This window comes from Amycolatopsis sp. NPDC052450 (genome assembly GCF_044547565.1).
In the GTDB taxonomy this organism is placed as follows: Bacteria; Actinomycetota; Actinomycetes; order Mycobacteriales; family Pseudonocardiaceae; genus Amycolatopsis.
The window spans coordinates 230439-249594 of sequence record NZ_JBIUAQ010000007.1 but is presented as its reverse complement, the minus strand read 5'-3'; the positions used below and the strand labels follow the sequence as shown (position 1 = coordinate 249594).

Genomic DNA, 19156 nt, shown 5'->3' with positions numbered 1-19156 from the left:
GTCCCTTGCTCCCTTTCGGGCCGGGCCTAGCGGATCATGATCAGTGGGTCATGATCGGCGGGGCGGCGGCGACCTCTCCGTCCGCGCCCTCCGGCAGGGCGGGCTTGGTCTTCGGCAGGAACGCCGCCGGGATCAGGCACAGCGCGAGCAGGATCAACGACCACAGGAACGTCGTCGAGAACGCGTCGGCGGTCAGCCCCGAAGCCGCTTCGTGCGTCGCCGGGTTCATCACCGCGGCCGTCGCGGCCAGCTGTCCCTGTGCGGTCGGCACGCCGAACTTCCCGGCGAGCAACGCCGCCAGGATGATCGACAGCACCGCCGCCCCGATCGCGCCCGCGGTCTGCTGCAGGATGTTCGTCGCCGTCGACGCCTTCGCCATGTCCTGCGGCTTGAGCGTCTGCAACGCGGCCGAGGTGATCGGCATCATCGTCGCGCCCATGCCGAGCCCCATCACGAACAGCGCCGAAAGCAGCAGCCAGTACGGCGTCGCCGCGGTGACCTGGGTGAAGGCGATCAACCCGGCGAGCATCAGCACGAGACCGGGCAGCACGATCTGCCGCGCGCCGATCTTGTCCGCGAGCCTGCCCGCGATCGGCATCGTCAGCATCGCGCCGACCCCCTGCGGGGCGAGCAGCAGACCGGCGTTCATCGCCGACTCACCGCGCGCCAGCACGAAATACGTGGGCAGCAACAGCATCGCGCCGAAGAACGCGACGCAGAAGAAGGTCATCGTCACCATGGCGACGGAGAACGACCGGTTCTTGAACAGCTTCAGATCGAGCAGCGGGTTCGTGACCCGGTTCGCCCGGAACACGAACGCCACCAGCAGCGCGACCCCGGCCAGCGCGGGCAGCCAGACTTCCACCGCGCCGATCCCGCCTGCCGACGGGATGTTCGAAACACCGAAGATCAGCGCCGCCAGCCCCGGCGACACCATCAGCATGCCGAGGAAGTCGAAGCGCTCACTGGGCTCCGGCCGGTCCTTCGGCAGCACACGCCAGGCCAGCACCATGGTGACGAGGCCGATCGGCACGTTGATGTAGAAGATCCAACGCCAGCTCACCGCGTCGACCAGCCAGCCGCCCAGGATCGGGCCGCCGATCGGGCCGAGCAGCATCGGCACGCCGAGCACGCCCATCACGCGCCCGATCCGGTGCGGCCCCGCGGCCCTGGTCAGGATCGTCATGCCGGCGGGCATCAGCATGCCGCCGCCGAAGCCCTGCAGGACCCGGAAGATGATCAGCGATTCGACGTCCCAGGCCATGCCGGCGAGCATCGAGCCGATCAGGAACAGCCCGATCGCGGTCAGGTAGAGCCGTTTGGTGCCGAACCGGTCCGAGGCCCAGCCGGTGACCGGGATGACCGTCGCCAGCGCCAGCATGTAGCCGGTCGCGATCCACTGGATGGTGTCGAACGAGGTCTGGAACTCGATGGTCAGTTTCTGGAGCGCGACGTTGACGACCGTCGTGTCGAGGATCGCCATGATCGCGCCGAGGATGACGACGCCGGCGACCTTGAGCACGCCGGCGTCGAGTTTGTCGCCGCCCGGTGCGGCCGGGCTTTGCGTTGACATGAAAAGTCCGTCCCTGTTACTGAGTGGACGCGACGACCCCCGTGGTCGCGACTACGGAATCGACGCCCGGCACCAGGCCGAGCCTTCCCCAGTCGAGCTTGTGCCTTAAGGCGCAAGCTCGGACATGTAGCCGAGCGTAGCCGAACACGGGTTTTACCTGCCAACTTTTTCCCCGTATGCGGGCCTAAAGGGCAGGCCCGCATACGGGTTATCACGAAGAGTGATCAGCAGACGCTGTCCGTCGGAGCCGGGTTGCCCAGTCCGAACAGCGGCCGCAGCTTGAGCCCGATCCAGGTGCCGCCGAGCGCGAAGACACCCCACAGCCAGCCATGCAGGCTGCCGACCGAGATACCGCCGAGGTACGCGCCGATGTTGCAGCCGCCAGCCATCCGCGCGCCGACGCCCATCAGGATCCCGCCGAGCACCGCGGCGACGGCGGTCCGCCACGGGATCGAGCTGTGGATCTTCCACGCGCCCGCCGCCGCGGCCGCGACCCCCGCGCCGATCATGATGCCGATGTCGGTGAGGCTGTTCTTGTCCTTCCAGATCGGCCCGGCCAGCGAAGCCGCGTTCGCCTTGAGCCGCCAGAATTCCCAGGTCTCCGGGTGCAGCCCGAACACCTGCAGGATCTTGGCGCCCCACAGGCTGAACGCGCTCGTCACACCCCAGATCCCGCCGGACACCAGGAAGACGGCGCCCGCCAGCACCCCGAGTACGACGGCGCCGACGAGGATCGGCCAGGAACCGCGGTAGATCCGGGCGAAACCACGCGCGGTCGGGACGACGTCGACCGGCGGCGGGTTGCGGCGCTTCTGCACGAACCGCGTCCCCAGCACGATCGCGGCGAGGACGGCGACGGTGATCACCCACGAACCGAACCAGCCGACGTGGTCGGCGAGTAGGACGCCCTTGAACTCGGGCCAGCCCGAAAGCAGCGGATACGCCCACGTGTAGAGGACGGAGCCGGTGATGAAGCCGCCGAGGGTCAGGACGATCGTCGACTGGCCGGAACCGACCGCGAACAACGTTCCCGACGCGCAGGCGCCGCCCAGCTGCATGCCGATGGCGAAGATCGTCGCGCCGACGAACAGCGCGAGCCCCAGCCCGCCCGCGGTCGGGTTCGGCGTGCTGCCGAAGAGGCCGGACCCGGTGCCCACGATCAGCGCGATCAACGTCGCGGCCGTCCCGAGCAGCAGCGTGTGCGCCCGCAGCCCCTGGCCGTTCCCGACCGCGATCAGCTGGCGCCAGGCCGAGGTGAAACCGAACCGGGAGTGGAACAGCGCGAGCCCGAGCAGGAGGCCGAGGATCAGCAGGACACCGAACTTCGCCCCGTGCGCCGCCCAGACGTACCAGGTCAGTCCGGCCGCGAGGGCACCCGCGACCGCCAGCGGCACGATCTTGACCGGCTCCTCCGGTCGCGGGACCGGGGCGGCGCAGGAGGTCGGGAAGTCGAGGAGCTTCTTCTCACCGGCTTGGGTTTCTGTCGTCGCCACCAGGACTCCAGGTCGATCGGCGGGGTGGGGGACGAGCAACGTTAGGACCGGTGACCGCCCGGTCGCAGCCCGTCCCACACTGTGCGACGAATGGCGGCGCGCGCGGGGCCGGATGGCGGCGGCGATACCAAAGGTCCCTTGCTCCGCCGGAACGCGCGAAGGCCCCATTCCCCGGGCTGAGCCGGGGGAAGGGGCCTTCACGTGCTTGTGGTTACGGCGCCGTCTTGATGCAGACCGTGGTCGGCGGTGTCGAGTACACCGCCACTCGCGTCGCTTCGGTGCCCTCACACGACGCCTGATCAGCGACGTTGGCGATCTTCACCAATTCCGCGTCCTTGGCGGGATCGGTGCAGGCCACCTTCTGATAGCCGGCCGTCTTCGACATGTAGCCCTTGAGGCAGTCGCCCTGCTTGGCGTTGGCCATCAGGCACAGCTTGTACGAGATCCGGCCGGACATCGAGATGCTGTCGTAGTCGCCCTCCGGGCATGCCTCGTCGCCGCCCACGCGGGCGGCGATCTTGACGTTGGCCTCCTGCGCGCCGCAATCGGCCTTCTTCGGCTCGTCGGCCGTCCGGGAGAACTCGGTCACGCTGAGGCATTCACCGGCCTGGGCGTTGCCCGTGCCGGTGAAGTGGTTGACCAGGAAGAGACCGCCGCCGATCACGACGACGAGCACCGGGATGGCGAAACGCAGCCAGCGGAGCTTGGATTTTTTGGGCGCTTCCGGCTGTCCGAAAGCGTCGGGCTGTCCCACCGGCATTTGGCCCCCAGGGGCCGGCTGGGAAGTGGTCACCGAGAAACCTCACAGTTGTGAAGAGGAAATGAGAACCTCGGTATCCAACACTCACCGTGTTCGACCCCTGGAAGCGGCCCCCCAAACGGGTGAAAGCCACTGGCTGAGGCCGCTATTTGGTGCTCTTCACACAGACCGTCGAAGGCGGAGTCGAGTAGCTCTTGAGATGCGTCGCTTCCGTGTCGTCACAGGTCGCGACACCGTCGACCACCTTCAGGACCTCCGCGTCCCGCGCGGGGTCCGAGCAGGGGACCTTCTGATACGCCACGCTGTCGGCGAGGAAGTTCTCGAGGCAGTCGCCCTGCTTCGCGTTGAGCATCATGCAGAGCTTGTACGAGGCGAACGTCTTGTCGACAGTGAGCTGGTCGTACTCGCCCGCCGGGCACGCGCCACCGGCGTCGGTCTTCGCTCCCGCCTTCGCGTTGGCCTGGGCCGAGCCGCAGTCCGCCTTGACCGGATCGTCGTCGACGTCGCCGAACCTGGTGACCGCGTAGCAGCCGCCCGCCTGGACGTCGTCCGTGTCGGCGAGATGGCCGATGATCCACGAAGACGCGCTGAGCACCACGATCGCGACCGGCACCAGGATGCCAACCCAGAACCATGGGGAACGCCTGTGTTCGGTCATGCCAGCAGGGTATTCGCCGCCACGGAAAAGGGCGCCCCGATCGCTCGGGACGCCCTTTCGCGGAGAGACTCCGGTCAGTCGTTTTGGAAGTACGACAGCAACCGCAGGATCTCGAGGTACAGCCAGACCAGCGTGGTCATCAGGCCGAAGGCGACGTACCAGGACCACTTCGAGGGCGTGCCTTCGCGGATCATCCGGTCGGCCTGGTCGAAGTCGAGCAGGAAGCTGAACGCCGCGACACCGATCACCACGAGGCTGAAGATGATCGCGATCGGACCGCCGTCACGCAGCGGATTGAAACCGAAGAAGAGGCTGGTGACGAGGTTGACCAGCATCATGATCGCCACGCCGACCACGGCGCCGATGATCCACTTCGTCAACTTCGGGGTGACCTTGACGGCACCCGTCTTGTAGACGACCAGCATCGCGAGGAAGACACCGGCGGTGCCGACGATCGCCTGCAGCGCGATACCGGGGTACAGCGCTTCGAACAGACCGCTGATCGCACCGAGGAAGACACCCTCGACGGCCGAGTAGGCCAGCGTGAGCGGGCCGCTCGGCATCTTCTTGAAGATGATCACCAGCGAAATCACGAGGCCGACGATCATCGAGCCGACGAGCACGCCGATCACGGCGCTGGGGATGCCCAGGATCTTGCCGGACCCCGACAGCGGGATCTGGCTGATCGCCCAGATCGCGGTGAGCACACCGGTCACCAGCGCGGTGCCGAGGCTCAGCGCCGTCTTGATGACGACGTCGTCGACGGTCATCGGACGGTCGCCGGCGCCGGCGGAGGTCTGCGGAGGACCGTAGCCGGGCACGCCGCCCTGGGGTTGGTTGAAGCCTACGTTGGGTCCGTACTCCGCCGCGCCACGCGGCAGGTTCCGGAACGCCGGGTTGCTACTGGATCGCACCTGATCCTCCTGGATCTACTGGCACCTGCATCGGGTTCAACGACCGCGTGGGCCGCCCGGTTCCCGTCGAAGTAAAGACGACTTTACTCACAATCGGCGCGACGCCCATCCCCCACACCGTATGCGGCGGAGATCACCGACCGTTCACCGATACCCCACCTGATGACCTCTTGCCAAAACCGCTGATCACACGCGATTCTCCACGGTGCGTGTTCGGATAAACACCGAAGGCGTGTCGGGGAACCTATCGATCGTGTGACCTGCGTCGACGTAAAGGCGTTGAAGGCAGCGCACGGCCAAAGGAGTCAACACACCATGGGGTGGACCACACGCCCGAGCGTGCGTTCGCGCGCCTTGACCAGCCTGATCGCGACGTGCCTGCTCGGCGCTTTGTCCGCCACCGTCGCGGCGACACCGGCCTCGGCCGCCAAGGAAGAAGGCGTCGGCTATCAGGTCACGCCCGGCCAGACGGTCAACGGCGAGTCCAGAGACCGCGACTGGCTCGGTTCCTACGTCGTCGACAGGAAGCACGTGTTCTGCGTCTCCTTCCAGTTGAAGGCGCCGGACACGAACGAGAAGTACAAGCCCGGTGACGAACTCCTCGACAAGTGGGGCGCGAAGCTCCCCGAGGACACCGCCGCCAACATCTCCTACCTGCTGCTCCGCTACGGCGGCACGAAGGACAACGCCGAGGCCGCCGCGCTCGCGCACCTTCTGCACTCCTACACGTCGAAGCCGCGTACCGCGGACGACCTCAAGCCGACCCTTCCTCCGGAGAAGATCGGCTACGACGTCCAGACCCACCTCGACAAGCTGAAAGCGCAGCACTCCGACGCCGCAGCGGCCGTCGAGAAGCTGACCAAGGACGCCGAGGCGAACCGCGGCCCGTGGACCACCGCGATCGCGCCGCCGAAGGAAGACCAGCACATCGGCACCGCGGGCGAGTGGACGATCAGCGTCAAGAACGCCAAGGGCAAGGGTGTCTCCGGCGTGCCGGTGCAGCTCACGCCGTCGAACGCGACCGTCGACAGCGGCGAGAGCACCAAGCCAGCGTCGACCTCGAACGCGAAGGCTGGGAAGGCCACCACGGTGAAGACCGGCGAGGACGGCACCGTCACGGTCAAGGTGACGCCGACCGGTGACCAGCCGAAGCTGTCGAGCTCGCTGTCCGCCCCCGCGGACCGGCCGTACGTGCAGTTCCCCGTCGAGACCGGCGTGCAGAAGGTCGTGTCGACCGGCGGCGAGAAGGAACTGAAGGCCCAGGGTGTCGCGGTCGTCTCGAAGCCGGGCAAGGTCCAGGTGACCAAGGTCGACGCGAAGACCGGCAAGGGCATCGCCGGCGCCGCGCTGCGGATCACCGCCAAGGACAAGGCCAGCGCCGCCGCCGGCCACGACGGCAAGCCGCTCAACGGCGCCGACGGCAAACCCGCCGTCGTCACCACCGAGGGCGAGACCGGCACGGTCACCGTGGAGAACCTGCGGGCCCCGCAGGAGATCTGCGTGGTCGAGGTCAGCGCGCCGCCGGGCTACACCAACGCGTTCGACCCGAAGAATCCGCCGTCCGCCTGCGGTGAGCTCAAGCCGGGTGAGACGCTGGCGCTCAAGGTCGCCAACACGCCCAACGAGGTACCGCGCACCATTCCCGCCGGCGACCGGCCGGTGGCGATGATGCAGGGCACCGTCGAGAATTCGGCGTCGACCGCCGGGATCCTCGGTGTCGGCGCGCTCGCGCTGCTCGGTTCGGTGCTGGTGGGCGTGGCCGCGCGGCGGTCTTCGCGACGCTAAGGATTCGGGAATGTCAGTACGACGCGGGTTCGCGCTGGGAGCCGTCACGGTCCTGTGCGCGGACCTCGTCGCGGCCTTGATCATCTGGCCGCCGACGACCGTGGTGGCGGGGACGGCTCAGCCCGCTTCCGTCGCCGTCGCCGGCGGCGCCCCGGCCGCGCCCGCGCAGCAGGAGCTGCCGCCTCCACCGGACATCGTTCCCACGACGCCGACGGCCGCTCCCCCGCCGTCGTCTTCGAAACCACCCGAGGCTCCGAAACCCCAGGGTCCGGGGACGATCCAGCTGCCCGCCGGTGGCGCGGCGAAACTCGTGCGCAAGGAACTCGGACCGGGCGCGGAGCTTCCGGTGCCGGAGAACCTCGGCGAGGTGACCTGGTGGGGCGCCGAACTGAGCGCGGCCACCGGCGCGAGCGTGTTCGCCGGGCACGTGAACTGGAAGGGCGCGACGGGCCCGTTCGCGGAGCTGTGGACCGAACGGATCGGCGGCGCCGTCACCGTGGTCGACAAGGCCGGGAAGTCTTGGCGGTACAAGGTTTCCCAGCTGATCACGCTGAAGAAGAACGAACTGCCGCAGCGGGCGGACGAGCTGTTCGGCCAGTCCGGTCCACATCGGATAGTCCTCGTGACCTGCGGCGGCCGCTGGGTCGGCGGGGAGACCGGCTACGCCGAGAACAGGGTCGTCATCGCCGACCCGGCGTAGTTACCCGTGAGTAACTTCACCGGCGCCATGGTGGTCCTCGCCGTCTTCATGCAGCACAATGCCGGTGGACGCGGGCGAGCACGGTGAAGGGTGAAGCACATGGCGACTTTTCTGGTGACCGGGGCGACCGGACTGATCGGGCGCCACTTCACCCGGCTGCTGCTCACCAGGCAGGACGTCGAGAAGGTCGCGCTCGTCGTCCGCGCGTCCTCACGGGACAAACTCGCGAAGCTCGTGAACGCCTGGCCGCATCCCGAACGTGTCACCCTCGTCACCGGTGACCTCGGCGAGCCACTGCTCGGCGTCGGTGAAGACGACCGAGAGATGCTCCGCGGTGTCGATCACGTCGTCCACCTCGCCGCCCTCTACGACCTCACCGCCGACGACGAAGCCAGCATCAAGGCCAACGTCGAAGGCACCGCGCAGGTGATCGCGCTCGCCGCCGGACTGAACGCGGGCTGCCTGCACCACGTGTCCTCGGTCGCCGTCGCCGGTGACCACGAGGGCATGTTCACCGAAGAGATGTTCGACGTCGGCCAGCGGCTGCTCACGCCGTACCACCGCACGAAGTTCGAGGCGGAACGCCTCGTGCGCGAACAGCAGGACGTGCCGTGGCGGGTGTACCGGCCCGCGGTCGTCGTCGGGGACTCCGAGACCGGCGAGATGGACAAGATCGACGGCCCGTACTACCTGTTCCCCGCGATCAGCAGGCTCGCCGGGCTGCCCGACGTGCCGATCGTCGGCCCCGACCTCGGCGACACCAACGTCGTCCCGGTCGACTACGTCGCCGAATCGCTGAACGCCCTGGTCACCACGAAGGGGCTCGACGGGCGCGCGTTCCACCTGGTCAACCCGGAACCCCAGCCGGTCGTCTCGGTCTACAACGCCTTCGCGAAGGCGGCGGGCGCGCCGACGATCTCCGTGCAGCTCAACGACCGCTTGTCCAAGGGCATCGTCAACCTGGTGAAACTGAGCGAGCACATCCCCGGCTTCACGATCGCGCGCGACGCCGTGATGGAACGGCTCGGCATCCCGCCGGTGCTGCTGGAGACCATGGCGTTCCCGTCGGTGTTCTCGTCGGCGTCGACGCGCAAGGCGCTCATCGGCTCGGGCGTCGAGGTGCCCCGGATCGAGGACTACGCGCCCACGCTGTGGCGCTACTGGCGTGAGCACCTCGACCCGTTCCGCGCCCGCAAGCACGGCCCGCGCGGTGAACTGGACGGCCGCCGCGTGATCATCACCGGCGCGTCCTCCGGCATCGGCCGGGCGACCGCGATCAAGGTCGCGGCCGCGGGCGGCGTGCCGCTGCTCGTGGCGCGGCGCCGTCACGAACTCGAAGAAGTGCGGGACGAGATCATCGCCGCCGGCGGCACGGCGTCGGTGTACCCGGCCGACCTGACCGACGAGGAATCGGTGCACAAGGCCGTCGACGCGATGCTCGCCGAGCACGGCCGGGTCGACATGCTCGTGAACAACGCCGGCCGGTCGATCCGGCGATCGATCAAACTCTCGTACGACCGGTTCCACGACTACGAACGCGCGATGGCGATCAACTACTTCGGCGCGGTGCGGCTGATCCTCGCGGTCCTGCCGCATATGTCCGAGCGGAAATTCGGGCATATCGTCAACGTGTCGTCGATCGGTGTGCAGGGAATCGCGCCGCGCTTTTCGGCATACGCGGCTTCGAAGGCCGCTTTGGACTATTTCTCGCGGATCGCCGCAACCGAGACCCACGGTGACGGAATCACCTTCACGACCATCCACATGCCACTCGTGCGCACGCCGATGATCCGGCCGACGAAGATCTATGACGCGTTTCCGACCAAATCCCCGGATCAGGCCGCGGACATGGTGATGAAGGCGCTGAAGGAACGCCCGAAGCACATCGGCACGCCTGCCGGACAAGCGATCGGGCTCGCGTACACGCTCACGCCGGGGCTGACGGATGCCGTGGCCTACCAAGGATTCCGCGTGTTCCCGGACTCCGCGGCCGCGGGCGGCGAGGGCGGTCTCAAAATCGGGAAGGGCGAGCAGCATCTGTCCCGTGCGGCGATGGCGCTCGCCCGGCTCAGCCGCGGCTTCCATTGGTGACACTGCGCACACGGGTGGCGGCCATTCAGGTGAGGGATCGCAGCTGAGAGCCGACACACGTCGGTGAATCACCAAGCCTGACAACGGCGACGCCGGGTACGCAGGTACCGTCGTGACCATGGTTCCCGAGCGAGACAACGGCCTGTTGCCCCTGCGGCGCGAGTACACCCAGGCCTGGCACGGCTTCGACCGGAACGAAGTGCGCCAGTATCTGGATCATCTCGAATCCCAGCTGCATCGCGTGATCACCGACCGCGACGCCGCGATCGCGCAGGCGACCTCGGCCACCCGCGAACTCGAAACCGTCCGCCACGAGGTGGCGAAGCTGAACGCCAGGATCGAGGAGCTGAAGAAGCCGCCGGAGCGGCTCGAAGACCTCGACGAGCGGATGCAGCGCACCGTCACGCTCGCTCAGGCGCGCGCGGACGAGATCACGAAGCGTGCCGAGGTCGCGGCCGAGAAGCACTGGGCGTCCTCGAGCGAGGCTTCGAAGAAGCTCCGTGAGCGGTACACGCGGCTCGTCGCCGAGCTGGACAAGCAGGCGGACGCACTGCACTCCGAACACGAATCCGCGCTCGCCGAAACGCGGGCCGAGGTCCACCGGCTGACCGTCGAGGCCGCCCAGCGCCGGGAACTGCTGGACAACGAGGCCGAGCGCAAGCGCCGGAAGATCGAGCGCGAGTTCGAGCAGACCATCGCGGCTCAGCGCGCCTCGCACGAGAAGCACATCACCGACCAGCAGACGGCCAGCAAGAACCAGGCCGAACGCCGGATCGCGGAGGCCACCGCGGAGGCGAAGCGCCGCATCGACGAGGCCACGGCCGAGGCCAAGCGCCGTCTCGACGAGGCCACGACGACAGCCGCCCAGCGCACGACCGCCGCCCAGCGGAAGGTCGAGCGGCTGGCGGAGATCCGCGAGCAGGCTCGCAAGAGCCTGATGCAGGCCGACGAGGTCCTGAAGGGCAGCGAGGCGATGCTCGCGGCGCTGCCCGAGGAGTCGGTGATCCCGCACGCTTCGAAGCTCGTCGGCGGCGACAGCAAGGCCGCGGAGACGAAGCCCGCCGGCAAGCCCGCCGAGCCGCCCGCGTCGAAGGCCCCGGCTCCCGCCAAATCCGCTCCCGCCAAGCCCGCTTCTCCGGCGCCTGCCGCCGCTGCGCCGAAGAACGGACAGAACGAGCAGGGCGGCCCGAAGGCGAACGGCCAGAAGCCCTCACCGGCCAAAACCGGCTCCTGACCTGCGCGAAGTAGCAAGGGACCTTTGCTGTCACTCTCTCTTGGAGAGCGATAGCAAAGGTCCCTTGCTCTCTTTTCGGACGCCGTCAGGAGGCGGTGGTGCGAGGCCAGGGATTGGCCGCTTCGAGCTGGGCGGCGAGGCCGAGGAGGAGTGCTTCCCCGCCAGGTGCGGCGACGAGCTGGACGCAGGCCGGGATGCCCGAAGGATGTACGCCGACCGGCACCGACATCGCCGGGTAGCCCGCGAGATTCCAGAAGCCCGCGAAGCCCGCCACGCGTACGGACGGCAGGACGTTGGCGATCCACCGGGCTTCGTGCCACCTGCGTGCCTTGAGCGGAAGGGTCGCGAGCATCGGCGTCACCAGGACGTCGTGGTCGGCGAAGAACTCCTCGGCACGCTCCAGCCAGCGCTCACGGGTGCTGTCCCGGACACGCTTGGCCAGCAGCCGCCCAAGCCGGACGTGTGTGCGCGTCCGGGGCTGGAGAGCACCGAGATCGAAGCCCTCGGCCTGCTCGGCAGGGCCCGAGACCCAGCGCGCGAAGAGACCACCGACCGCTCCGGCGCTGTATCGAGGCGCGCCGGGCGCGACGGTGTGCCCGGCCTCGCGGAACAGCTCGCCGGCCCTCGTGACGGCTCGGCCGAACGCGCGCGGCAACGGCGCCCTCGTCAACGGGACCTGAGTCGACAGCGCGATGCGGGACCGCTTCGGATCGGTAACGTCCGCCAGGCCGGGCTTCTCGGCGAGGACTGACATCAGCACGGCCGCGTCGGCCACGGTGGTCGTCATCGGACCGTGTGTGGACAGGCCGAACCAGCCGCTCTCCCCCGGTACGCGGACCACGTCCTTACCGGGTTTGAGACCGACGAGCCCGCACATGGCGGACGGCAGCCGGATCGAGCCGAGACCATCGGTGCCGTGCGCGATGGGCACCAGCCCGGCCGCGACGGCCGCGGCACTCCCGCCCGACGAACCGCCCGCGGCGTAGGACGGGTTGCGCGGATTGCGCGCCACTCCGTCCGGACCGTCGCTCGACGGCCAGACACACAGCTCCGGCACCCGGGTCAGGCCGACGATCACCGCACCGGCGGCCCGCAGTCGCCGCGCTATCTCACCGTCCTCTGTGGACAGCGCGGACGAGCCCGCACGCGAACCCCACGAGGCGTATTCGCCCTCGACCGGCGCGACGTCCTTGACCGCGATCGGCACGCCGGCCAACGGCAGGTCGGCCAGGTCCGCGCGTTCGGCGACGGCGGCCGCCTCGGCCAACGCCTCCTCATGCCTGACCCGGCGAAACGCGCCGACCACCCCGTCCGCCGCCGCGATCCGGGCCAACGCCTCTCGCGTCACCTCGACCGGGTCGAGCTCCTTGGCACGCACAGCCGCCGCGATTTCCACTGCCGTCTTGACCATCCCCGCACTGTAGAGCGGCCGGTGAAGATCAGCTGCGCGCCGAACAGGCGAACTTCGCCGAGTCCGGTCCGTACGCCGGGAATTCGGTGTAGCCGTCGAGCCGGGCGCCGTAGTAGACGTCGTGGTCGGCCCGAGCGAGCGGGGCACCCAGCGCGAACCGGGCGGGCAGGTCCGGGTTCGCGATGAACAGCCGTCCAAAGGCGACCACATCGGCGAGACCGGCTTCGATCAAGGACTCACCCTCGTCCCGGGAAGTCGGTTCCTCCGAACGCAGGTTCGCGACGAGCGTCCCCGGCCACAACGGCCGCAGGTGGGACAACGCCTCAGTGTCAGGAGTGTCGATGACGTGCAGGTACGCGAGCTCGTACCGGCGTAGTTCCTCGAGCAGTCGTGAGTACACCTCCTTCCAGTCGTCTTCCACGATGTCGTTCTCCGGGTTGCCCGGCGAAATCCGCAGAGCGACCCTGACCGCACCGATCCGCTCGGTCACGGCTGCCACCACCTCGAGCGGGAAGCGGAGCCGGGCGGCGACCGAACCGCCGTAACGGTCCTCCCGGAGATTGGTGTTGCGAGCGAGGAACTCCTGGATGAGGTAGCCGTTGGCACCGTGGAGTTCCACGCCGTCGAATCCCGCCTCGACGGCCCGGCGTGCCGCCTCGGCGAAGCCACGGACGACCTCACCTATCTCCTCCTCGCCGAGCGCGCGCGGTTCGACCGTGTCCGTCCAGCCATCGGCCGAGAAGATCCGCCCGGCCTGCCGGACCGCCGACGGCGCCACCGGCGTCCGGCCCATCACACCGGGATGACTGACCCGGCCCGAGTGCCAAAGCTGCGCGAAGATCCGGCCGCCTTCCTTGTGCACGGCTTCCGTCACCGCACGCCAGGCATCGGCCTGCCGTTCCGTCGCGAGTCCGGGGATGCCCGGACCGCTCTTGCCGGTCTGGTCGACCCAGACGCCTTCGCTCACGATCAGCCCGGCGCTCGCGCGTTGCGCGTAGTACTCGGCCGTCCGCGGATGCGGCACGCCTGTGACATCGTCGGCGCGCCCCCGGGTCATCGGGGCCATCGCGATGCGGTTCGGCAACTGGATCGCCGTGCCACGGAATGCTTCGAGCAACCTCATGAACGCGAAGCTAAACCCTGACACCGGCGTCACGGTCAACCTCGATTCCGCGGCTACTGTGGACCGATGCGGATCGGCGAACTGGCGAAGCGGACCGGAGTGAGCGTCCGCTCGTTGCGGTACTACGAAACGGAAGGCCTGCTGCGTCCCGATCGATGCGGCAACGGCTACCGGACCTTCACCGAAGACGACATCGCCAGGGTGCTGCAGATCCAGCTCTTCTATTCGGCCGGGTTGTGCAGCGGCAAGATCGCGGAACTCCTTCCCTGTGTTTCCGGGGACCACGCGCATTTGGTGCCTTCGCCGGGAATGGCCGGCGAACTGGAGATCGCCAAGACTCGGATCCAGAACCAGATCTCCTTGCTCACCACCTCTCTATCGGTTCTGGAGCGTGTCCTGGCCGCGGCCAAGGGGACCGACACCGCCGAGGTACCGGTTCCTTCCCGGCCCGTCCGGCGGCACCGTGGAATCCATGTCTGACCCTGATCAGGCTTTCGGGTCGCGGCCCAGCAGCCCGAGCAGCCTGTCCTGCAAGGGTGCGCCTTCGGGCACCTTCACTTCAGGGCCGAAGACGACGATGCCGGGCCCGAAAGCGCCGGGGATCCTCATCTGTTCGGGGATCGCCTGAACGCCGGGCCACATCCGGGCGACCTCCTCCGGATCGATCGTGTCGTCCTGACCGGTGGCACGGGCCAGATCCCAGCCGTGGAGCACCATGTCGGCGCTGACGACCTGGTCGATGTGCTGTTCGGCGGTCATCTTCCCCGCCGGTGTCTCGTGCTCGGTGGCCGCGAGCACGGGGTCGGCGAGGATGGCTTCGACATCGGCCCGAGCCGCCCGGAGGGCGCCGAGCGGATCATCCGAGAGCGAGGGAGCGGGCCCGAGATCACGTCCGAAGGGACGCAACATCGCGCCGTGCATGTCGACGATGTGCCCGACGACATCCCTGGCAGTCCACTCTTCACAGGGCGACCTGTTCTCCCATTGCCCGGATTCGACGGCGGCGACCTTGCTCTCGAAGGCGTCGGCCCGGACGCGGTAGCGGTCCGCGATGGCGGTCATCGTGTTCCCGCCCTCTCCGGAGTGGCGACGACCTCGGCCAGCTTGTCGAAGCCCTCACCGACACCCCGCTCCATCCCGGATTCGAGCACTGCGTCCCGGATCCGCTCCGAGGCGTACCGCACGACCTGCGTCAGCGTGGTGACTCCGCCGTGTTCGACCAACGTCAGCGTCGCCAAGGCTTGACCTTCCGAGGCATCGCAATCCTCGTTCGTCTCGAGGGAGACGAGCCTTTCCGGACGGTCGATCTCCTGGTAGACCCCCTGCAGCAGCATCTCCGTCCCGCCGTCTTGGCGCAGCCGGTAACGCCATCCGCCGCCGACCCGCAGGTCGATCTCGCATTCGACGACCTCCCAGTCGCGCGGGCCGAACCAGCGGCGCACCAGTTCCGGTTTGGTCCACGCGTCGAACACCAACGCCCTCGGCGCGTCGAAGGACCTCGTCATGACGATCTCGAGATCGCCGGATTTCGTCACGCTGAGAGTGCGTCCCATCGTGCTGTTCCTTTCCGCTCGTGCGGTGGTCAATCGGTCTCGTCCCGACGCTCCGGGTGCTTCATCTCTTCGTCCAGGACGAGGTCCAGCCGCGAGAAGGTCTCGTCCCAGTGGCGGCGGTAGCCGCCGAGCCATTCGTTCGCGTTCTTCAGCGGATCGGCCACCAGACGGCAGGGGCGACGCTGAGCATCGCGCCCCCTTGCCACCAGCCCTGCCCGCTCCAGCACCTTCAGATGCTTGGAGATGGCGGGCTGGCTCATCGCGAACGGCTCGGCCAGCTCCGTCACCGTGGCCTCACCGCGGGCGAGCCGCGCGAGGATCGCGCGGCGGGTGGGGTCGGCGAGTGCCGCGAAGGTGACATCGAGCAGATCCTGTGTCACGGTCGCCCGCCTTCCATTTCCTGAGTTCGAACGGTTCTCACGACTTCCAGTTCTCACGATCGGCGGTCATCGGCGCCGCGACGATGGATAACCTTGCGGTTTCATAACCATGTGGTAATCTACGGCGGAGCAGATCGAGTTGTCAAGTCCGAGCAGCGGCTTGACGAGGGAGAACACGAAAGAGGAAGGGGGTGGGACCGAGCCGGTCTCGCACTAATGGACACGCGAGCGCGTACGAAAGGGCAACTGGGGTTACCGTCGATACCGGCATGGACGACGAACGAAACGAGCCGATGAACTCCGGGCGACCGAAGACGACGAAGCGGTGGGCGGCCGTCATCCTGGGAGCGGCCACCGTTCTCCTTACCAGCGTGCAATGCGGCACGGCGGACGACCAGGCAGGCTCGGCACAGCCAGCGGGGACGGTACCTCCGCCGAGCAGCGGTGTCGCGTCGAGCCCGTCCAGCTCAGGCAAGCCCGCGCCCTCGCCGTCACCGAGGGCGGAGCAGGCGCCTGCTCCGGGTTGCGAAGCCGTCGTCGCCGGGATGAGCCCCCGGCAGCGGCTGGCCCAACTGGTAGTAGTCGGTGTGAACGCCGGTGACCCGCAGGCAGCGGTGAAACTGGTACGCGATCAGCAGGTCGGCGGGATCTTCCTCGGCGGCAACGAGACGGCCCTGTTGCAGAACGGCGTGCTGGACGAGGTCCAACGCGCCGCGAAGATCCCGGTATCGGTGGCGATCGACGAGGAAGGCGGTCGTGTTCAGCGGATCGACGCCCTCGACGGCAACATGCCCAGTGCCAGGAAGATGGCCTCGACCCTGACGCCGGCGCAGGTGCGGAAGAAGGCCGCCGAGCGAGGACGGCAGATGCGAGCTCGTGGCGTCACCGTCGACTACGCGCCCGACGCCGACATCACCGACCAGCCGGACCGCGACATCGTCGGCGACCGGTCGTTCGGCTCGGATCCGGAGGTCGCGCGCAAGTACGTCCTGGCGTTCGCGCAGGGCCTGCGGGACGCCGGGGTGCAGCCGGTGCTGAAGCACTTCCCCGGGCACGGGCACGCCACCGGGGACTCCCACAAGGGACTGGTGCGGACGCCGCCGCTGGCCTCGCTGCGCAAGGTCGACCTGGTGCCGTACCGCGACATCGGCGAGTACGGCGAGATCGGGGTCATGGTCGGACATCTGGACGTACCCGACCTGACCGGCGGGACACCGTCGACCCTGTCGGCGCCGGCGTACCGGCTGCTGCGGAAGGACTACGCGTTCGACGGCCCGGTGATCACGGACGATCTCGGGGCGATGAAGGCGATCACGTCGCAGTACCCGTTGCAGACGGCTGTGCTCAAGGCCTTGCAGGCCGGGGCGGATCAGGCGTTGTGGTCTTCCGGTGGCAACGTCGGCACGGTGCTGGCCACGCTGGAGCAAGCGCTCGCGTCCGGCGACCTTCCGGCCGCCCGGGTCGACGAGGCAGTGACCCGTGTGCTGGCGGCGAAACACGCCTGCGGCTGACCGGCTCCAGCCCAGCCCCGCGAGGCGCTCAGGCCGGGTCGCCCGGCGGGGTGACGTGAGAAGCGGTCCGAAAACTCAATGAACACAATGCTGACCAGGCCCGCGTCAGGGGTGACCCTGATCACCGCCCTGCCGCCCGATCAAGGAGGATCGCGTGCCTGGTCCCACGATGTCCCTGCGCCGTCTCGCTCTGGCGGCCACCGCCGCTGCCGGACTGAGCCTGCTCGCCGCGCCGGTGGCGTCGGCCGTACCGGTTGCGTCGGCCGCACCGTTGGCGTCGGCCGCGCCAATGGCGTCGGCTGCGCCGTCGCCGATCGATCAGCCGGTGCGGACCACCGGCTGTCACCGGCCGTCCCCGGTGCCGGCCGGGGCGACGACACTGCGGACCGTGACGTCGGGAGGCTTGGTCCGCGAGTACACGGTGCACGTTCCGGCGCGATACCGGCCTTCGCGGCCGTACCCGCTGGTGTTGTCGTTCCACGGCCACAAACGGACGTCGAAATACCAGGAGGAGCTGTCCGGGTTTTCCGCGTATGACGCGATTTCCGTCTACCCGCAAGGACTTGCGGGCACTGACGGAGAGTCGGCGTGGACCGGCGCGCCGTATTCCGCGGCCGCTGACGACGTGCTCTTCACCAGCGATCTGCTGAACACGCTCCAGCGTGAACTGTGCGTCGACTCCCGCCGGATCTACGCGACGGGCAAGTCGAACGGCGGTGGGTTCGTCGGCGTCCTCGCTTGCCGTATGCCGGGCCGGATCGCGGCGTTCGCCCCGGTCGCCGGCGCGTTCTATCCGCAAGGCGGCGAATGCCACCCGTCGCGTCCCGCGCCGATCCTCGACTTCCACGGAACGGCCGACGCGACGATCCCTTACACCGGAAATCCCGCAAAGGGCCTGCCGACACTGCCGGACTGGCTCGCCGCGTGGTCCGACCGGAACGGCTGCTTTCCGCGCCCGGTCCAGTACTCGCCGCAGGCCGACGTCACCGTCCAGCGCTGGCTCGGTTGCTCGCTCCAGCACTACCGGGTCGAAGGCGCCGGGCATGTCTGGCCGAGCACGGCGCCGAACAACGACTCCGCCACTCCGACCGTCATCGACGCCACGCCGGTCATCTGGAACTTCATGCTCGCCCACCGTCTGCGTTAAGAACTCGTCCATTTCCTTGCCGGATCCCCGCGCCTGGCGCTACCGTCGAACCTGACCGGATGACCAGATGAACAAATCTGGTCACAAAGTCAGAGACTGGGAGCGCACGTGGCAGAACGTCCGGACCGCACCGCCGGCCGCGCCGATCGCATCCTCGACGCGGCCGGTGTCCTGCTGTCGCGGCTGGGCTATCGCAAGGTGACCATCGAGGACATCGCGAGCCAGGCGGGCATCGGGAAGGGCACGATCTACCTGCATTGGCCCACCAAGGAAACCCTCTTCCACGCGTTGCTCCTGCGTGAATCCCTTCGAGCCGCCGAGACCATTCTCGATCGGCTGGAGGAGGATCCGGCGGAAGTCGTCCCGCATCGGTTCCATCGGGCCGTTTTCCTGCACACCCAGCGAAACCCGTTGCTCGGCGCACTCATCACCGGCAACACCGAAATGCTGGGGAGATTGAAGAAACATCCCTTGCAGGATCAGGACGCGGTCGTGACCGATCGGTACCTGAAGACGATGACCGACCGGGGCCTCCTGCGCGGCGACATCCCGAACCTGCTCTTTTCCCTCCGCGCCTCGGCGCTGGGGTTCTACCTGATGGACAGCTTCACCACCGACGGCACCGGCCTCACCTCCGAAGAGAAGGCCGACGCCCTCGCGCACATCATCCGGACGGCGTTCGAGCCGCCGGAGCCACCGTCCACGGCGAATGTGGCCGCCACCGCGGCCGAAGTGATCCAGGCGTTCCGTGAGCTGATCTCGTCCTATCGCGCCTGGATCTACCGGAAGGACGGTGCCGGGGAGCCCGCTTGATCCGAGCTCC

18 protein-coding genes are annotated in these 19156 nt (G+C 68.3%); 8 read left to right on the top strand and 10 right to left on the bottom strand.

Annotation, left to right across the window (positions count from 1 at the left end; translation table 11 throughout):
- Nucleotides 1-40: 40 nt before the first annotated feature.
- From ACIHAO_RS15240 to ACIHAO_RS15220, 5 genes are all read right to left on the bottom strand, one after another.
- Nucleotides 41-1573: a DHA2 family efflux MFS transporter permease subunit gene (locus ACIHAO_RS15240; protein WP_396558129.1), complete on the bottom strand. Its 1533-nt coding sequence runs from the start codon at nt 1571-1573 to the stop codon at nt 41-43.
- Nucleotides 1574-1797: 224 nt separating this feature from the next.
- Nucleotides 1798-3066, bottom strand: coding sequence for a YeeE/YedE family protein (locus ACIHAO_RS15235; RefSeq protein ID WP_396558127.1), 1269 nt, complete (start codon nt 3064-3066; stop codon nt 1798-1800).
- Between the two features lie 211 nt (nt 3067-3277).
- Nucleotides 3278-3826: a hypothetical protein gene (locus ACIHAO_RS15230; protein WP_396558125.1), complete on the bottom strand. Its 549-nt coding sequence runs from the start codon at nt 3824-3826 to the stop codon at nt 3278-3280.
- A 145-nt stretch (nt 3827-3971) separates the two neighbouring features.
- Nucleotides 3972-4484 carry a hypothetical protein gene (locus ACIHAO_RS15225; RefSeq protein ID WP_396558123.1) on the bottom strand — a complete coding sequence of 171 codons (513 nt, stop codon included), beginning with the start codon at nt 4482-4484 and terminating at the stop codon, nt 3972-3974.
- Between the two features lie 74 nt (nt 4485-4558).
- Nucleotides 4559-5398 carry a Bax inhibitor-1/YccA family protein gene (locus ACIHAO_RS15220; protein ID WP_125791854.1) on the bottom strand — a complete coding sequence of 280 codons (840 nt, stop codon included), beginning with the start codon at nt 5396-5398 and terminating at the stop codon, nt 4559-4561.
- A gap of 315 nt (nt 5399-5713) precedes the next feature.
- Here ACIHAO_RS15220 and ACIHAO_RS15215 point away from each other — a divergent pair, with 315 nt between their 5' ends.
- From ACIHAO_RS15215 to ACIHAO_RS15200, 4 genes are all read left to right on the top strand, one after another.
- Nucleotides 5714-7183, top strand: coding sequence for a SpaA isopeptide-forming pilin-related protein (locus ACIHAO_RS15215; protein ID WP_396558121.1), 1470 nt, complete (start codon nt 5714-5716; stop codon nt 7181-7183).
- Between the two features lie 10 nt (nt 7184-7193).
- Entirely contained in the window at nt 7194-7883 is a 690-nt protein-coding gene (locus ACIHAO_RS15210; protein ID WP_396558119.1) for a class F sortase, read from the top strand.
- 99 nt (nt 7884-7982) lie between these two features.
- Nucleotides 7983-9974 carry an SDR family oxidoreductase gene (locus ACIHAO_RS15205; RefSeq protein WP_396558117.1) on the top strand — a complete coding sequence of 664 codons (1992 nt, stop codon included), beginning with the start codon at nt 7983-7985 and terminating at the stop codon, nt 9972-9974.
- A gap of 118 nt (nt 9975-10092) precedes the next feature.
- Nucleotides 10093-11208 (top strand): cell division protein DivIVA, encoded by a 1116-nt coding sequence (locus ACIHAO_RS15200; protein ID WP_396558115.1) that lies wholly within the window; start codon nt 10093-10095, stop codon nt 11206-11208.
- Between the two features lie 85 nt (nt 11209-11293).
- Here ACIHAO_RS15200 and ACIHAO_RS15195 read toward each other — a convergent pair whose 3' ends face one another.
- Nucleotides 11294-12619, bottom strand: a complete 1326-nt coding sequence (locus ACIHAO_RS15195; protein ID WP_396558113.1) for an amidase — start codon at nt 12617-12619, stop codon at nt 11294-11296.
- A 28-nt stretch (nt 12620-12647) separates the two neighbouring features.
- Entirely contained in the window at nt 12648-13742 is a 1095-nt protein-coding gene (locus ACIHAO_RS15190; protein ID WP_396558111.1) for an alkene reductase, read from the bottom strand.
- A 66-nt stretch (nt 13743-13808) separates the two neighbouring features.
- On the opposite strand from ACIHAO_RS15190, the gene ACIHAO_RS15185 reads away from it, so the two are divergent.
- Nucleotides 13809-14222, top strand: coding sequence for a MerR family transcriptional regulator (locus ACIHAO_RS15185; protein WP_396558110.1), 414 nt, complete (start codon nt 13809-13811; stop codon nt 14220-14222).
- A 6-nt stretch (nt 14223-14228) separates the two neighbouring features.
- Here ACIHAO_RS15185 and ACIHAO_RS15180 read toward each other — a convergent pair whose 3' ends face one another.
- The 3 genes from ACIHAO_RS15180 to ACIHAO_RS15170 are packed head-to-tail and all read right to left on the bottom strand — an operon-like array spanning nt 14229 to nt 15675.
- Nucleotides 14229-14804, bottom strand: coding sequence for a TIGR03086 family metal-binding protein (locus ACIHAO_RS15180; RefSeq protein WP_396558109.1), 576 nt, complete (start codon nt 14802-14804; stop codon nt 14229-14231).
- Nucleotides 14801-15295 carry an SRPBCC family protein gene (locus tag ACIHAO_RS15175; protein ID WP_396558107.1) on the bottom strand — a complete coding sequence of 165 codons (495 nt, stop codon included), beginning with the start codon at nt 15293-15295 and terminating at the stop codon, nt 14801-14803. The genes ACIHAO_RS15180 and ACIHAO_RS15175 overlap by 4 nt, the downstream gene beginning before the upstream one ends.
- 29 nt (nt 15296-15324) lie before the next feature.
- Nucleotides 15325-15675 carry an ArsR/SmtB family transcription factor gene (locus ACIHAO_RS15170; protein WP_396558105.1) on the bottom strand — a complete coding sequence of 117 codons (351 nt, stop codon included), beginning with the start codon at nt 15673-15675 and terminating at the stop codon, nt 15325-15327.
- Nucleotides 15676-15944: 269 nt separating this feature from the next.
- Here ACIHAO_RS15170 and ACIHAO_RS15165 point away from each other — a divergent pair, with 269 nt between their 5' ends.
- The 3 genes from ACIHAO_RS15165 to ACIHAO_RS15155 all read left to right on the top strand — a co-directional run bounded on the left by ACIHAO_RS15165 (nt 15945) and on the right by ACIHAO_RS15155 (nt 19146).
- Nucleotides 15945-17186 (top strand): glycoside hydrolase family 3 N-terminal domain-containing protein, encoded by a 1242-nt coding sequence (locus ACIHAO_RS15165; RefSeq protein WP_396558103.1) that lies wholly within the window; start codon nt 15945-15947, stop codon nt 17184-17186.
- Between the two features lie 154 nt (nt 17187-17340).
- Nucleotides 17341-18333 (top strand): alpha/beta hydrolase family esterase, encoded by a 993-nt coding sequence (locus ACIHAO_RS15160; RefSeq protein ID WP_396558101.1) that lies wholly within the window; start codon nt 17341-17343, stop codon nt 18331-18333.
- Nucleotides 18334-18441: 108 nt separating this feature from the next.
- Nucleotides 18442-19146 carry a TetR/AcrR family transcriptional regulator gene (locus ACIHAO_RS15155; protein ID WP_396558099.1) on the top strand — a complete coding sequence of 235 codons (705 nt, stop codon included), beginning with the start codon at nt 18442-18444 and terminating at the stop codon, nt 19144-19146.
- The last annotated feature ends 10 nt before the right edge of the window (nt 19147-19156 follow it).

Excerpts from the sequence above, each read along its gene's own strand:
- ACIHAO_RS15240 (WP_396558129.1), bottom strand. The coding sequence starts at position 1,573 with ATGTCAACGCAAAGCCCGGCCGCACCGGGCGGCGACAAACTCGACGCC.
- ACIHAO_RS15165 (WP_396558103.1), top strand. The coding sequence starts at position 15,945 with ATGGACGACGAACGAAACGAGCCGATGAACTCCGGGCGACCGAAGACG.
- ACIHAO_RS15210 (WP_396558119.1), top strand. The coding sequence starts at position 7,194 with ATGTCAGTACGACGCGGGTTCGCGCTGGGAGCCGTCACGGTCCTGTGC.
- ACIHAO_RS15185 (WP_396558110.1), top strand. The coding sequence starts at position 13,809 with ATGCGGATCGGCGAACTGGCGAAGCGGACCGGAGTGAGCGTCCGCTCG.
- ACIHAO_RS15205 (WP_396558117.1), top strand. The coding sequence starts at position 7,983 with ATGGCGACTTTTCTGGTGACCGGGGCGACCGGACTGATCGGGCGCCAC.
- ACIHAO_RS15180 (WP_396558109.1), bottom strand. The coding sequence starts at position 14,804 with ATGACCGCCATCGCGGACCGCTACCGCGTCCGGGCCGACGCCTTCGAG.
- ACIHAO_RS15195 (WP_396558113.1), bottom strand. The coding sequence starts at position 12,619 with ATGGTCAAGACGGCAGTGGAAATCGCGGCGGCTGTGCGTGCCAAGGAG.
- ACIHAO_RS15230 (WP_396558125.1), bottom strand. The coding sequence starts at position 3,826 with ATGCCGGTGGGACAGCCCGACGCTTTCGGACAGCCGGAAGCGCCCAAA.
- ACIHAO_RS15175 (WP_396558107.1), bottom strand. The coding sequence starts at position 15,295 with ATGGGACGCACTCTCAGCGTGACGAAATCCGGCGATCTCGAGATCGTC.
- ACIHAO_RS15200 (WP_396558115.1), top strand. The coding sequence starts at position 10,093 with ATGGTTCCCGAGCGAGACAACGGCCTGTTGCCCCTGCGGCGCGAGTAC.
- ACIHAO_RS15215 (WP_396558121.1), top strand. The coding sequence starts at position 5,714 with ATGGGGTGGACCACACGCCCGAGCGTGCGTTCGCGCGCCTTGACCAGC.
- ACIHAO_RS15190 (WP_396558111.1), bottom strand. The coding sequence starts at position 13,742 with ATGAGGTTGCTCGAAGCATTCCGTGGCACGGCGATCCAGTTGCCGAAC.
- ACIHAO_RS15225 (WP_396558123.1), bottom strand. The coding sequence starts at position 4,484 with ATGACCGAACACAGGCGTTCCCCATGGTTCTGGGTTGGCATCCTGGTG.